This window comes from Streptomyces sp. NPDC001848 (assembly GCF_042891915.1).
Classification (GTDB): Bacteria; Actinomycetota; Actinomycetes; order Streptomycetales; family Streptomycetaceae; genus Streptomyces.
Map to the genome: position 1 here is coordinate 26370 of NZ_JBIATP010000028.1, position 13513 is coordinate 39882.

Consider the following 13513-nt stretch of genomic DNA (forward strand, 5'->3'; position numbering starts at 1 on the left):
AGATCGAAGAAACTCTCCTCCGGCCCGATGTCCGGCAGCCCCAACGCCTCCCCGAACAACCGCAACACCACCGCCAACGGCGCGTCACCGGCCGGGCCGGCACAGACCCCCGCATCCGTTCCAGCCTGCGCAACCGGGCCCTCACCGGACCCGGCCAGCTCCTTCTCGATCAGGGCCGCCAGGTCCGCGGCCGTCGCCGCCGAGAACAGCTCCCGCATCGAGATCTCCACCGGATAGACCGCACGCAACTGCCCCAGCAGCCGCGTCGCCACCAGCGAATCCCCACCCAGATCGAAGAAACTCTCCTCCGGCCCGATGTCCGGCAGCCCCAACGCCTCCCCGAACAACCGCAACACCACCGCCAACGGCGCGTCACCGGCCGGGCGGACAGGGGTGTCGGTCCCGGGGCTGCCGCCCGTTTCGGCGATGTGGTCCTCGTGGGTGTCGTCGGCCGGGTCCAGTTCGGGTGTGCCGTCGACCAGGTGGTTCCTGCCAGGCTCGGGCGGGCGGGTGCCCATCGCGCGGGCGACCTCGGCCTCCGTCTCGTCCGGGTGCCGGATCACGTAGGGGAGGCGCTCGAAGGGATACGCAGGCAGCGGAACCTTCGCATGGCGGTCCCCGTCGTGCACGCCCTCCCAGGAGACCGGAGTACCCGCGAGCCAGAGCCGACCGAGCGCGGCGTACAGCACCGGCAGGACGTCGGCGCCCTCGTACTCAAGGCCGGGCAGCGCCGCGAGCAGCAGGTGGCGGTCGTCGCCGCCGGGCAGCTGCCGCGCGAGCGAGGTGAGGCGGGAACCGGCGCCGACCTCCAGCAGGATCCGCTCGGGGTCGGCGAGCAGGGTGGCGAGGGCCGGTTCCACGGACGGCCGCCCCTGCAACGCTCGCGCCCAGCGGTCGGGGTCGGCCGCCGTCCCGGCTTCGTGCCAGGTGCCGTCGCCGGCGAGCACCACCGGGACACGGGGCGCGCGCAGGGCGATGCCGTGCAGCGACTCCGCGAGGCCGCCTGCTTCCGAGTTCTGCGCCGAGCGGGCCCGGTCGACCACGAGGCGCAGCGCGTCCGGCAGGGTGCAGACCTCCGCGACCGCCGCCGCGGTCACCGCCCCCGCACCGGTGCCCAGAACCACGGCCGGACGCACGCCCCACCGCTGCCACAGCGCGGCGAGAGAGTACTCGACGGTGAAGACGTACGCGTCCCGGACGACCGGGTCGTCCGGCCAGTCGAGGCCGCGCGCCACGTCCTTGACGGACCGGGCGAGTTCGGGATCGAGCCCGTCCAGACAGGCCCGGAAGGCATCCCGGAACGCCGGCTCGGTGGAGTGCAGCCGCCACGTTTCGGCGGGCGCCACCTCGCCCGGGAACAGGAAGGCGACGGGGCGCTCGCGCGCCGGGCCGGCCGTCCGCGCCGCGCCCTCGCCGTCCGCAGCCGGAGCCTCGCCGGCACCGACGATCCGGAAGGACCGGTAGGGGTGCTCACGGCGACCGGTTTGCAGGGTCCAGGCGACATCGGCCGGTGCGAGACCGGGGTTGCGCTTCAGGTACTCGACCAGCCGGCGTTCCTGGGCGTGCAGGGCCGAAGGGGTGCGCGCGGAGTGGACGAACAGCTGTGCCGAGCGCGCGCAGTCCGTCGTGGGCCGGGCGGGAGCCTCCTCCAGCACCAGGTGAGCGTTGACGCCGCCGACCGCGAAGGAACTCACCCCGGCGCGCCGGATGCCGCCCGCGCCTTCCCACGGCTGCGGCCGGTCGGCCACACGGAACGGGCTGGAGGAGAAGTCGATCTGCGGGTTGGGGGCGGTGTGGTGCAGGCTGGGCGGGATCACGCCGTGTTCCAGCGCGAGGACGGTCTTGAGGAATCCGGCGGCTCCGGCGGCGGCGTCGGTGTGACCGATGTTGGTCTTCACCGACCCGACGGAGCAGAAGTCCCGGTCGTCGGTGTCCTCACGGAACGCCTGGGTCAGCGCCGCGATCTCGATCGGGTCGCCCAGCGGGGTGGCCGTGCCGTGCGCCTCGACGTACGTGACGGTTCTGGCGTGAACGCCGGCCGCCTGCTGGGCCTCACGGACCGCCGCGGCCTGGCCCCGCACACTGGGTGCGGTGAAGCCGATGCGGTCGGCGCCGTCGTTGGTGACGGCCGATCCGCGCAGCACGGCGCGGACGGGGTCGCCGTGCACAAGGGCGTCCTCCAGCCGCTTGAGGACGACGACTCCGACGCCGTTGCTCGCCACGGTGCCTTCGCCACGGGCGTCGAAGGCCCGGCAGACGCCGTCCGGCGCCAAGGTGCCGTCCGGGCCGGTCCAGGCGATCCGCTTCGGCGGCACATGGACGGCGACGCCTCCCGCGAGAGCCATGTCGCAGTCGCCGGCCAGCAGTCCCCGGCTCGCCGTGTGAATGGCCACGAGCGCGGTGGCGCAGGCGGCCTGGACGGCGATGGCGGGGCCGCGCAGGCCGAGTCGCTCGGCCGTGCGCAACGCCAGGAAGTCCGGTGAGGTGGCCAGCAGGATCTCGTCCTCGGTGATGTCGCCGAGCAGTTCCCGCCGGGCCAGCAGTGCCCCGGCGTACGAGGTCTCGGTGGATCCGCCGTAGACGCCGATCGCTCCGGGAAAGCGGTCGGGATCCTGTCCGGCGTTCTCCAGTGCCTCGACCGAACACTCCATGAACACCCGGTGCTGCGGGTCGATCAGAAAGGCTTCGCGCGCCGAATAACCGAAGTACTCGGCGTCGAACCATTCCGGCATGTCGAGCAGACCGCGGGCCGGTGTGTAGGTCTGGACGGGGTCGTCTGCGCCGCTCCCCGGATACACCTGCGGGGCACCTCGGGTGATGGTGTCGATGCCATTGACCAGATTCTCCCAGAAGGCGTCGGCGTCCGGGGCTCCTGGGAAGCGGCCGGCCATGCCGATGACGGCTATGAATTCGTTCTCGCCGTCCTGGTCGTCGAGGTCAGTCACCGAATTCTCCTCGGGGCTGTGAGTCGTTGCCGCCCAGTCGCGCCCGGCGCCCGGCGAGACGGTTACCCCGTCCGCCCGTCCGCCGCCCGCCGCGGGCTCCGCCACTGCCGGCCCCGTTTCCGTCGCTGTCGAGGAAGTGGGCGAGGGACCGGACGGTGGGATGGTTGAAGAGATCGATGAGCGCGATCTCCTTGCCGGTGCGCTCGGCAATTCCGCTCTGGACCATCTGCAGCAGAAGTGAATGCCCGCCGAGGTCGAAGAAATTGTCATCGAACCCGACCTCGGAAATCTCCAGAACATCACGCCAGATTCCGGCGACGGTGTCCATGCTGGTCGCATCAGAGCGCCCTGCGGGCCCCATTGTGCTCATCCCCCTTGAATCGCCGTTCTCAGCGGCTTCCCATTCATCTTCCGTTGCTTCTGCGGGAGTGTCCAATAAATACCTGCCGCAGCCCGCAGAAACGCCGGTTATGCGGCGGCCGCCGTATGACCGGCGACCGGCGACCGCCTTGCGGACAGCACGGCCCGGTGGATGTCCCGGGCGGCCGCGGACCGGTTGAGCGTGATGTGGTGCAGGCCCGGTGCTCCCTCGGCGAGCAGTCGCTGCGCCATGGCGGTCGCGTACTCCACCCCGATGCGGTACGCGTCCGCCGGCCGGTCGCGGGCCTCGTCGAGCCGCCGGGCGAGCTCCTCGGGGAAGGCGGCCTCGCTCAGTTCGGCGAAGCGCCGGATCTGACGGACGTCCGTGGCGGGCGTGATCGCCGGGATGATCGGCACGTGGCAGCCCGCGGCCGCCACCCGGTCGCGCAACCGCAGATAGTCCTCGACGTGGAAGAACATCTGCGTCACGGCGTAGTCGGCGCCGGCCCGGCACTTGTCGACGAAGTGCCGGATCTCGCTGTCCCAGTCGGGCGAGCGCGGGTGACGCTCGGGAAAGGCCGCCACACCGACGCTGAAGTCGCCCATCCCCCTCACCAGGGAGACGAGTTCATGCGCGTGGGTGAACCCCTCGGGGTGCGGTACCCAGGGAGCGCGCGGGCCGCTCGGCGGATCGCCGCGTAGCACCAGGACGTCCCTGACGCCCGCTTCGGCGTACTGGCCGATGATATGGCGCAGTTCGGCCACCGAGTGCCCCACGACGGTCAGATGGGCCACGGGACGCATGGTGGTCTCGGTCGCGATCCTGTGGGCGAGGTCGACCGTGCGGTCGCGCGAGGAGCCGCCGGCGCCGTAGGTGACCGAGACGAACGTGGGCGCCAGCGCCTCGATACGGCGCAGCGTCCGCCACACCGTGCGGGTGCCGTCGGCGGTCCGGGGTGGGAAGAACTCGAAGGAGAAGGAGGGTGCTCCCCTGGAGGTGAGCACTTCGCGCAGGCTCATGCCTCGCCCCCCAGCACCGGGGCCAGCCGCGCGGCCGCTTCCCGGCCGTACGTCTGCCGAACGCTGTGCCGCAGCAGGGCCCCGTCCGGGGTGTAGCCCTGCGGTCCGGCACTGTCCAGCACACAGGAGGCGACGGCGCAGCCGATCCGGGCGGCATCGGTGAGGGACAGGCCCCGCGCGACGGCGGCCAGGAAGCCCGCGCGGAAGCCGTCACCGGCGCCGGTGGGGTCGGTGACGTGGCTCCGGGGCACCGCGGGCACCAGCAGCTCGGGCCTGCCCTGGCGCGCGACGCGGACGCCCCGCTCGCCGAGCGTGGTCACCCAGGCGCCGACCCGGCCGAGGATGTCCTGCGGCGAGCGGCCGGTCCGCTCGGCGAGCAGCGCGGCCTCGTACTCGTTGGTGAACAGCCACTCGGCGCCGTCGATCAGTGCGCTCGCCTGCGGGCCCGTCAGCCGGGCCAGTTGCTGGGAAGGATCCGCGGCGAAGGGGATGCCGAGTTCCCTCGCCTGCCGGGTGTGGCGGGCCATGGCCTCGGGGTCGTTCGCGCACACCAGCAGCAGGTCGGGGCGAGTGCCGTCCCCGATGACGGAGCGCAGGTCGATTTCCCGGGCCTCTGTCATCGCCCCCGCGTAGAAGGCGGCGATCTGGTTGTTGTCCCGGTCGGTGAGGCACAGGAACCGGGCGGTCTGCCGCTCGGCCGAGACCCGTACCCCGCCTGTGTCGACACCGTGTTTCTCCAGGAGCTGCCCGTACTCCTCGAAGTCGCTGCCCACCGCACCGACGAGCAGCGGGTTCAGCCCCAGGCAGCCCAGGCCGTAGGCGACGTTGGCGGCCACACCACCACGCCGTACGAGCAGGTCGTCCACGAGGAAGGACAGCGAGACGTGGTCGAGACGGTCGGCGAGCAGCTGCTCGGTGAACCGGCCCGGGAAGTTCATGAGGTGGTCCGTGGCGATGGACCCTGTCACCGCGATACGCATGAACGCGCTCCTGTCGCCGTCTCGTCCGCTCAGCTGCCGACCGCGGCGCGCAGGGCGTCCACCCGGTCGGTGCGCTCCCAGGTGAAGTCGGGCAGCTCACGGCCGAAGTGGCCGTAGGCGGCCGTCCGGGCGTAGATCGGGCGGAGCAGGTCGAGGTCGCGGATGATCGCAGCCGGGCGGAGGTCGAAGACTTCGTCGATCGCCCTCTCGATCTTCTCGGCGTCGACCTTGGCCGTGCCGAAGGTCTCCACGAACAGACCCACCGGCTCGGCCTTGCCGATCGCGTACGCCACCTGGACCTCGCAACGGGAGGCGAGGCCCGCCGCGACCACGTTCTTGGCGACCCAGCGCATCGCGTACGCGGCCGAGCGGTCCACCTTGGACGGGTCCTTGCCGGAGAAGGCACCGCCGCCGTGGCGGGCCATGCCGCCGTAGGTGTCGATGATGATCTTGCGGCCGGTCAGTCCCGCGTCGCCCATCGGGCCGCCGATCTCGAACCGGCCGGTCGGGTTGACCAGCAGCCGGTAGCCGTCGGTCTCCAACTTGATGCCCTCCTCCAGCAGTGCCTTCAGCTCCGGCTCGACCACGAACTCGCGGATGTCCGGGGCGAGCAGCGACTCCAGGTCGATGTCGGAGGCGTGCTGGGAGGAGACGACCACCGTGTCGAGACGGACGGCCTTGTCGCCGTCGTACTCGATGGTGACCTGCGTCTTGCCGTCGGGGCGCAGATAGGGGACCGTGCCGCTCTTGCGGACGGAGGTCAGGCGCAGTGACAGGCGGTGGGCCAGCCGGATCGGCAGCGGCATCAGCTCCGGGGTCTCGTCGGTCGCGTAGCCGAACATCAGGCCCTGGTCTCCGGCACCACCGGTGTCCACGCCCTGCGCGATGTCCGGTGACTGCGCGCCGATGGACACCGACACACCGCAGGAGGCGCCATCGAAGCCCTTCTTGGAGGAGTCGTAGCCGATCTCGAGGATCTTGTTGCGGACCAGGGTCGCGATGTCCGCATACGCCTTGGTCGTCACCTCGCCGGCCACGTGCACCAAGCCGGTGGTGATCAGCGTCTCGACGGCGACCCGGGAGGAGGGGTCCTCGCGCAGCAGCGCGTCGAGAATCGTGTCACTGATCTGGTCAGCGATCTTGTCGGGGTGACCCTCGGTCACGGACTCGGAGGTGAACAGGCGACGGGACACAACGCTCCCTGGGGTTGCAGCGGCTGCTGACTGACGGTGGGCAACCGGGCCGTGGCACTGCCCGGTTCTTCGCTTCGGCTCAGCGGCGGAAGACGGTCTTGCTGCGCATCAGGAACTCGCCCAGGTGGCCGTCGTGCGGCAGTCCGGGGCGGTGCCAGTGCGTGGGGTGGCTGCCGATGTGCAGGTTGCTGATGGTCGGCTCGGCGACCAGCGCGTCGACAAGGGTCTCGTCCTCGGTGACGACCGTGAGGACGAGCGTGTCGCGCAGTGGCTCGATGCCGTCCTCACGGCTCCACGGCGCCACCCAGACGCAGGGGAAGGGCACCTCGACGCCGATCTGGGCGGCGTCCGGGGCGTCGACCTGGTGGACGGCGGGGCGCAGGACGGCGCTCCCGTCGCCGAGTTCGTCGACGAAACCGGAGCCGCCCAGCCAGGCCCGGCTGCCCCGCGCCCGGTCGAGGACGAACTTCTCCAGGGCGCGTGCCGCCTTGAGGTGCTGGACGGGTAGCCGGGCCTTGTCGTCGCCGGGCGGCAGGCTGGGCAGCGCGGCCAGCCGCTCGGCGAGCGCGCCCGCCACCGGTGCCGGGTCTCCCTCGACGAGGACCGCGGTGGCGTTGACACATCCACTTCCGGCGTGCTGGGCGACCGAGTCGACGATCATGTCCAGATGGTCGCGCCAGTCCGTGCCTGCGGTCAGCAGGATCTTCGAGCGGCCCGGCTGTAGCGAGAGCACGCCCGGGTCGTCCGCGTAGCCGCGGATGATCTCGTCGCCACCGTAGGCGAGGTCGGCTTCCCGCACGATGGCGTCCGCGGCCTCGTGGCCGCACGGCAGCAGCGCCACCTGATCCCCGCCGAACCCGGCTTCGCGCAGCGCGAGGACCAGCCGGTGGGCGGTGAACGGCTCCCGGGCGGACGGGCGCACCGCGACGCGGTAGCCGAGCGCGAGGGCTTCGGGCCAGAAGCCGTGCGTGCCGGGGTGGTTGCCCGGCACGTGCACGGCCAGTACCTCCCCGCGCCGGCTCCACACCGCCTGGCCCGTGCGGGCCAGGGGGTCGCGCCAGTCGGAGACGGCACCGGAGGGGCGGGCCAGCTGCGCGCTGCGGTAGGACTGGCCGACACGCTCGGCGCAGGTGCGGGTGGCGGTCCGCACGACGCGGGCCGGAAGCCCGGAGACCGCGGTGACGGCCCGCTCGTACGCCTCCACGGTCAGACCGCCGAGCGTCGCGGTGCCGAACAACTCGGCGGCGCGGGCCAGCGCGGCGGCCCGTTCCGCGGCGGGCAGGGGAACGGCTGCGTGCAGCGCCTTCATGGTGCGGCGCACGTAGAGCGCCGGCGCCAGGCTCAGCTGCGCGATCACCGAACCCGTCACATCGGTGACGTCCTGGCGGGTGTGGGCGCGGTAGGGGCCGGAGGGGCCCAGCGCGTCCAGCACGGGGACCTCGGCTGCCTCAGGGCTTCCGGTGGCCGTCCCGGCAGGAGCGCGGTCCGGGAGCTGCTGGGCGCCCATCAGTACACGCCCTCGATGACGACCTCGTCGTCGAAGCGGGCCACGGGCGCTATGCCCGCGGCCGCGTCCCCGATCCTGCCCTCGAGCGCGGGCACGCGGACCGCGGTGTCGCGCTCCAGGTTGTTCGGCAGCAGCAGCGCCTTGCTGACGTGGTGCATCACGACCTGGCCCCGTTCGCCGTAGGCGACGCTCTGCCGGGTCTCGGGGTTCACCACCTCGAAGGTGATGTACGGCGAGAAGGTGTCGAAGACACACGGCTCTCCCGGCGGGGTGCCGTGCCGCTCACCGGCGATGCCGAGGATCATCGTGCTGCCGTAGTGGCCGTAGAGCACGGTGTCGGGGAAGATCTCGGTGCGGTACAGCTGGGCCGTGTCGGGGTCCATCTGGGTGCCGCCCCAGCGGATGGCCCGCACCTTGGCATTGACGAGTTCCACGAGGTCCTCGCGCTGGGCGATGCGCTCCAGCAGGGGCGGGGTCACCGTCAGGACGCCGATGTTCTGGGTGCGCAGTATGTGCGTGGCCTGGTCGACGACGTGCTCGGCGTAGGCGTCGGCCTGGCCGCCCTTGCCCTCGGCGATCAGACGCTTGACCCAGCGCGGGTCCAGGTCGACCTGGAAGCCGTACCGGCCGTGGGTGTGGGCGGACCGACGGAAGATCTCCCCCACGATGTGCGGGCCGGAGGGGGTGATGCCGAGCCAGTCGACGCCGCGTGGGAATCCGTGCACGTCCAGGTTGGCGTTGCTCCAGCCGACCAGCTTCTCGAGCCAGTCGCGTGGGCAGACCACGCGCTTGGGCGCGCCGGTTGTGCCACCGCTCTCGTACACGCCGACGATGTCGGGACTCTTGCCGTACCCCCGCGGCACCAGGTCGGCGGCGGGGACGTCACGCAGCTCGTTGGCGACGTTCGGGAAGAGCCTGAGGTCCGCATGGGTCTTGACGTCGGACAGCGGGTCGAAGTCCAGCGTCGCCGCGCGGCGCAGCCAGAACGGCGTGCCCGTCTCAGGGCTGAAGTGCCACTTCATCGCGGCCCGGACGAGTTCGTCGGGATCCGGACTCGCCTCATGGGGCAGGTCCAGGATCGACAGCTCTGCACGCGCCACGCGTCCTCCCGGTCGCCACCGCCGGCCGCAGCCGGCGTCGTCGTTTGTCGCGGTGTTCGACATCGAATTGCCTCTGCACCGCATTCGATCAAGGCGGGACTCCAGCTGCCTGAGTATCCGCTACTCAATTCACGTGCAGGACAGGGGTTTTCGTGGAGCGGACCGGTGAGGGGCGATCGGGCATTCGTACGCTGGCCCGATGAAGGCAATGATCGCTTGGTGGGACCTCACCGACACCCAGCACACCGCCGCGAGCCTGCGCGCGTTCCTGCGCGAGGAGGAGCGGGCCTGGCAGGAGGTACCGGGTCTACTGCTGAAGGTGTGGGTCTCGGACCCGGACAAGAACCGCTGGGGAGCGGTGTTCCTCTGGGAGTCCGCGGAAGCAGCGGCCACGGCACGGGCCCGACTGCCACGCAGTGCCGGTGAACTGATCGGCCGCCCCCTGGAGTTCCGTGAGTGGTTCGACATCGAGGCCGTCGTCGAGGGACAGCACACACTGCCGTCGCTCGCGGGACTGGGCTTGGCCCTGCAGCCGTCCGCGGACTAGCGGCCGATACGTGAACGGCGCCCCGCAGGGCGGGGCGCCGTTCAGGAGGTGGATCAACACGCTCGGTCCGGTGGGATGTTCCGGTTGCAGCGGAGCAGGTTGGCCGGGTCGATGCGGGACTTGAGCCCCGTCAGCCACTGGTGGTCGGCCGGCTCCCAGAAGTCGTCGGCAGAGCCTGGCACCTGTCCGTACACGAGGTTCTGGCAGCGGCCGCCCACCCGTTGCCGCGCGGCGAGCGCGTCGAGCACCCGGTGCTGCGCCTCGACCGCCTGGTCCGGGCTCGCCCCCAGGAGCGGCGTCAGGACCCGCAGGAGGTAGCGGGCGTCCCGGTGGCCCACGACGTTCGGCACGGCGGGTGGTCGGCCGAGGGCCCCGCCCAGGTGGCGTACGTCCACCACGCACGGCACGGGTCCTGGCGCGGTGACCAGTTCGGTCACCGCATCGGCCTCGGTCGGATCGATGCCCCGCAGCAGGACGTTGTCGCCCAGGTACGCGTGCGGCATCGCCGGGTCGTTGTAGATCGCCCCGCACTCCGTGTAAGGCATCTCGGCGACGGTGTCGGTGAGCAACTGCCCGGCCGCGCGCAGCGGCGCCACCAACCGGGCACCCTCCTCACCGTCCCCGGTGTACGCGATCCGCACGTGACCGACGCGCCGGCCGCGCAGCCGTGGCGGGAACAGGGGCAGGTCGGGGTAGGCGAGCAGCGACACCGACGAGGTCAGCTCCTCGGGCAGGGCCTCGGTCCAGCGCAGATAACGGGCGAGGAGGCCGGGGGTGCGCGCGAGGTCGAAGACGAGCTCGCCGCCGTAGAGGCGGCTCACCGGCACCAGATCGATCTCCAGACCGGTGACCACTCCGAAATTGGCCCCCGCACCCCGCAGCGCCCGGAAGAGCTCGGGGTCCCGGTCGGCGGTCACCCGGCGTGGCCGGGCATCGGGCGTGACGACGTCCACAGCCCGCACATGGTCGACGGCGTATCCGAACTGCCGGGCGAGCAGGCCAAGTCCGCCGCCCAGTACGTAGCCGACGACACCCACGCCGGGGAACGATCCGTTCAGCGGCGCGAGGCCGTAGCGGGATGCGGCCTCGACGACCTCGGCGAACCGGGTGCCCGCCGCGACCCGGGCGGTACGGGCCGCGGCGTCCACGGTCACGCCCGTCAGACCGCCGGTGTCCAGGAGGACACCGCCGTCGAGGGTGGCCGACAGACCGTGGCCGGTCGCCTGCACGGCCACGGACAGTTCGTGCTCGGCCGCGTGCGCGACGGCCACGACGACGTCCTCGGTCACCGCAGGCCGTACCAGGACCGACGGCCGGTGCCGGTGGGCGGTCTGGAAGCCCGCGCACCGGGCGTCGAACCCCGGGTCAGAGGGCCGCAGCACCGCACCGCGCACCCGGTCCGCCAGCGTCTGCGCCGTGGCGGCGCCGTTCATGTCGAACCCTCCTCGTTCCTGTCGTGCTCCCCGCACCGCGCCGCGGCCGTCCGCCGTCACAGCGGATACGCCTTGAGCTCGCCGGAGACGACCCGCTCGCGCAACACCGTGCGGTCGACCTTGCCGTTGGCGTTGAGCGGGAGTTCGTCCAGCGGATGGTAGGTGAGCGGGATCATGTACGGAGGCAGGGCGTCGCGCAGTCCCTCGTCCACCTCGGCCACGTCCAGACCGGTGCCGGAGAGCACCGCGGCGAGCACGGTCACGCCGTCCTCGTCGCCCGGCACGGCCAGCACCACGGCCTGTTCCACCCCTGGCCGACGGAGCAGGTGAGCCTCGACCTCACCGGTCTCGATGCGATGACCCAAGACCTTGACCTGCGAGTCCAGGCGTCCGACGAAGGCGTACTGGCCGTCCCCGGTGACGCGGGCCAGGTCCCCGGTGCGGTACCAGCGGTCGGGCGCGCCACCGTGGGGCGCGGTGACGTGGAAGGCTCGCTCGGTCAGTTCGGGGGCGTTCAGGTATCCGCCGAAAACCTGGGCGCCGGACAGGCACAGCTCGCCCACCTCGCCGTCGGGCACCGGGCTGCCGTCCGCGGCGAGCACGGCGGCCGCCATCTCGGGGAAGGGTGTGCCGATCAGGACAGTGCCGTTGACCGCCTGCGCGGGTGAGGCACGCCGGTCCCACCGGTGGCCCAGACAGGCGATCGTCGCCTCCGTGGGGCCGTACAGGTTCTCCAGTACCGAGCCGGGCGCGGCTTCCTGCCAGGCCTGGGCGGTCGCCACGGGCAGCGCCTCACCGCAGAACAGGCTCCAGCGCAGCGACGGCAGGGAGCCGGGCGCGAGCAGTCCACGGCGTTGCTGGAGCACGGCCACGGAGGGCACCGAGAACCAGACCGTGACGGCGTTGTCCCGGACGAAGTCGAGCGGCGTCATGAGGTCGAAGGTGTCCATGGGCAGCAGACAGCCGCCGCTGCCCCAGGCCACGAACAGGTCGAAGACCGACAGGTCGAAGGTCTGGTCGAAGGTGTTGGTGAAGCGGTCCTCGGCCGTGAAGTCGTATCGCTCGCCGCAGGCGCGCAGGAAAGAGGTGACGTTGGCGTGCGAGACCGGCACGCCCTTCGGGCGGCCCGTGGAGCCGGAGGTGAACAGCAGATAGGCGATGCCGTGGGGGTCACCGAACGCGGGGTCGGCCGGCGGGGTGAGGGTGTCGACCTCCGGCCCGGCCAGGACGCGGACACCGCCCGGAAGGCCTTCGGGGATCCCGGCGGTCTCGGGCAGTACCACGGCCGGGGCGTCGCGCAGCCCGGTCAGCAGTTCGCCCAGCCGGGGCAGGGCCCCGCCGTCGGCGAGCAGCACGTCCACGCCGGCCCGTTCGAGGATGTCCCTGTTGCGGGCCACCGGGTACTTGGTGTGCAGGGGGACCACCGTGGCCCCGGCGTACAGGGCGGCCAGGAAGCCGGCGTAGGTGACGATGCTGCGGTGGCCGAGCAGGCCCACCCTCCTGGGCCGACCGCCCGCCTCGACCAGGGCCGCGGCCCAGTGCCGGGCGAGGGCGTCCAGTTCGGCGTAGGTCCAGGTGCGCCTGCCGAGGGTCAGGGCTGGACGGTCCGGGTGGCGTCGGGCCGAGGCGTGGAACCCGGCGTGGAGGAAGGGCGGGGCGGATCCCTGCATGGTGTTCTCGCGTTTCACGTCGATGAGGTCTCTTGTCCAGGGGTCGCGTGGGTGCGCTGGTGCCCCCGCGTGTCCGGCGCGGCCGTCACGGCTGCAGTCGTACGGCGTTCCAGCCTGCGCCGACCCGGTCGTAGCGCAGCCGCTCGTGCAGCCGGTCGGTCCCGTTGGCCCAGAACTCCACGGAGGCGAAGCGCAGTTCATAGGCGGCGAACGTGTCGGGGCAGGCCAACGGCTGTCCGCTCGCGCCGAGCCGCAGCGCCCGCTGGCGCAGCTCCGCCACCTGCTCCGGGCCGTCCAGCGGCCGGCTCTGCCGGGAGGCGGTCGTCATGGCGTGGGTGAACACCGGCCGCGCGTACCACATGGCCTCGGTCTCGGGCCTTGGCAGCTGGGTCACCGGCCCGGCGACGATGATCTGCTGGCTGGTCTCACGCCAGTAGAGCACGCCCGACGCCCAGGGGTTCACGGCCAGCTCGCGGCCCTTGCGGCTGTCGGCGTGGGTGATGAAGACGAACCCGCCGTCGGTCACCTTGTTGATCACGACGATCCGTGAGGAAGACCGGCCGCGTTCGTCGGCGGTGGCCAGGGCCAGCGCACGCGGCTCGCGGACGGCCTGCTGCGCGGCCGTGTCGAGCCAGTCCCGCAGCAGCCCCATGGGCTCGGCCGGGGGTTCTTCGAACTCCGGGAACTCCATCCGCACGGTGGCGGTGAGACTTTCCGACCTGGTGCTGCTCATGTGTGAAGCTCCGTCCGCCGGGTGG

Annotated in this window: 11 protein-coding genes; 1 reads left to right on the forward strand and 10 read right to left on the reverse strand. The window is 71.9% G+C overall.

Annotated features, from left to right (window positions below):
• The 7 genes from ACFYZJ_RS37110 to ACFYZJ_RS37140 all read right to left on the reverse strand — a co-directional run.
• The coding region (locus ACFYZJ_RS37110) for a type I polyketide synthase (protein WP_388576172.1) at positions 1–2945 on the reverse strand (2945 nt) is incomplete at its 3' end.
• Positions 2938–3273: a phosphopantetheine-binding protein gene (locus tag ACFYZJ_RS37115; RefSeq protein ID WP_388576173.1), complete on the reverse strand. Its 336-nt coding sequence runs from the start codon at positions 3271–3273 to the stop codon at positions 2938–2940. The genes ACFYZJ_RS37110 and ACFYZJ_RS37115, both read right to left, overlap by 8 nt.
• A 140-nt stretch (positions 3274–3413) precedes the next feature.
• Positions 3414–4325 (reverse strand): methylenetetrahydrofolate reductase [NAD(P)H], encoded by a 912-nt coding sequence (gene metF, locus ACFYZJ_RS37120; protein WP_388576174.1) that lies wholly within the window; start codon positions 4323–4325, stop codon positions 3414–3416.
• A complete protein-coding gene (locus tag ACFYZJ_RS37125) occupies positions 4322–5305 on the reverse strand; it encodes a carbohydrate kinase family protein (RefSeq protein WP_388576176.1) in 984 nt (327 codons plus the stop codon). Before ACFYZJ_RS37125 ends, metF begins: the two co-directional genes overlap by 4 nt.
• 29 nt (positions 5306–5334) lie before the next feature.
• A complete protein-coding gene (gene metK / locus ACFYZJ_RS37130; protein WP_388576178.1) occupies positions 5335–6498 on the reverse strand; it encodes a methionine adenosyltransferase in 1164 nt (387 codons plus the stop codon).
• 79 nt (positions 6499–6577) lie between these two features.
• Positions 6578–8005 (reverse strand): aldehyde dehydrogenase family protein, encoded by a 1428-nt coding sequence (locus ACFYZJ_RS37135; protein WP_388576180.1) that lies wholly within the window; start codon positions 8003–8005, stop codon positions 6578–6580.
• A complete protein-coding gene (locus ACFYZJ_RS37140) occupies positions 8005–9105 on the reverse strand; it encodes a phenazine antibiotic biosynthesis protein (RefSeq protein WP_388576182.1) in 1101 nt (366 codons plus the stop codon). The genes ACFYZJ_RS37135 and ACFYZJ_RS37140 overlap by 1 nt, the downstream gene beginning before the upstream one ends.
• Positions 9106–9304: 199 nt before the next feature.
• Between ACFYZJ_RS37140 and ACFYZJ_RS37145 the strand changes: the two genes are divergently transcribed.
• The gene (locus tag ACFYZJ_RS37145) at positions 9305–9652 is read left to right on the forward strand and encodes a hypothetical protein (RefSeq protein ID WP_388576184.1); all 348 of its coding nucleotides are present in this window, start codon (positions 9305–9307) and stop codon (positions 9650–9652) included.
• Positions 9653–9705: 53 nt separating this feature from the next.
• Here the strand turns inward: ACFYZJ_RS37145 and ACFYZJ_RS37150 are convergent, their stop codons facing one another.
• The 3 genes from ACFYZJ_RS37150 to phzG all read right to left on the reverse strand — a co-directional run bounded on the left by ACFYZJ_RS37150 (position 9706) and on the right by phzG (position 13488).
• Positions 9706–11085, reverse strand: coding sequence for an FAD-binding oxidoreductase (locus tag ACFYZJ_RS37150; RefSeq protein WP_388576187.1), 1380 nt, complete (start codon positions 11083–11085; stop codon positions 9706–9708).
• A 56-nt stretch (positions 11086–11141) separates the two neighbouring features.
• Entirely contained in the window at positions 11142–12773 is a 1632-nt protein-coding gene (locus ACFYZJ_RS37155; protein WP_388576189.1) for an amino acid adenylation domain-containing protein, read from the reverse strand.
• A 67-nt stretch (positions 12774–12840) separates the two neighbouring features.
• Positions 12841–13488, reverse strand: coding sequence for a phenazine biosynthesis FMN-dependent oxidase PhzG (gene phzG / locus ACFYZJ_RS37160; RefSeq protein ID WP_388576192.1), 648 nt, complete (start codon positions 13486–13488; stop codon positions 12841–12843).
• Positions 13489–13513: the final 25 nt, after the last annotated feature.